This is a genomic window from Polaromonas sp. P1_E1_2 (assembly GCF_056406035.1).
The window spans coordinates 1-1,125 of record NZ_JBFUAZ010000901.1 but is presented as its reverse complement, the minus strand read 5'-3'; the positions used below and the strand labels follow the sequence as shown (position 1 = coordinate 1,125).

Below are 1,125 nucleotides of genomic sequence, written 5' to 3'. Positions count from 1 at the left end.
CGCCATGCCACGTCCGACTGGATGGAAATTGAAAAGCAGCGCGGTATCTCTGTGGCCAGCTCGGTCATGCAGATGGAATACCGCGACTGCGTGATCAACCTGCTCGACACACCGGGCCACCAGGACTTCTCGGAAGACACCTACCGCGTGCTGACCGCCGTGGACGCCGCACTGATGGTGATCGACGCGGCCAACGGCGTTGAGCCGCAGACTCGCCGCCTGCTGCAGGTCTGCCGCGCACGCAACACGCCCATCCTGACTTTCGTCAACAAGATGGACCGCGAGGTGCAGGACCCGATGAGCGTGATGGACGAGATCGAGCGCGAGCTCGGCATGACGGTCATTCCCTTCACGTGGCCGGTCGGCATGGGCAAGCTTTTCCATGGTGTCTACGACAGGCGCGAAGACCGCATGCGCGTCTTCAGCCCCGGCGAAGAAAAAGCCGGTGGCGACGATGAAATCCTGGCCGGCCTGGACAACGCCGAAGCCGCCAAGCGTTTTGGCGCCGAATACGCGCAGGCCCAGGGCGAAATCGAACTCGTGGCCGGCGCCACGCCTGAATTCAACCGCGCCGAATTCCTGGCCGGCAAACAGACGCCCATGTTCTTCGGCTCGGCCATCAACAACTTCGGCGTGCAGGAAGTGCTGGACGCGCTGGTCGACCTGGCGCCCGCGCCTGCCGAGCGCGAAGCCATCCAGCGCGTGGTGCACCCCGAAGAGAAAAAATTCTCCGGCGTGGTGTTCAAGATCCAGGCCAACATGGACCCGGCCCACCGGGACCGCATTGCATTTTTACGTGTGGCCAGCGGCGAGTTCACCCGCGGCATGCGCCTGAAGGTGGTGCGCAGCGGCAAAGAGCTGCGGCCCAACACCGTGGTGAGCTTCATGAGCCAGCGCCGCGAACTGCTCGACACCGCCTTTGCCGGCGACATCATCGGCATTCCCAATCACGGCGTGCTGCAGCTCGGCGACACGCTGACCGAAGGCGAAGCGCTGCAGTTCACCGGCCTGCCCTTCTTTGCGCCTGAAATGTTTCGCGCCGTCGAGGTGGCCGATCCGCTGCGCAGCAAGCAGCTGCGCGCCGGCCTCACGCAGCTCGGTGAAGAAGGCGCGATCCAGGTGTTC

At 64.2% G+C, this 1,125-nt stretch carries 1 protein-coding gene; it reads left to right on the top strand.

Annotated elements, in window-relative coordinates; translation table 11 throughout:
* Window positions 1-1,125: peptide chain release factor 3 (locus AC1D1P_RS23920; RefSeq protein WP_477674731.1), on the top strand; the 1,125-nt coding region annotated here is incomplete at both ends.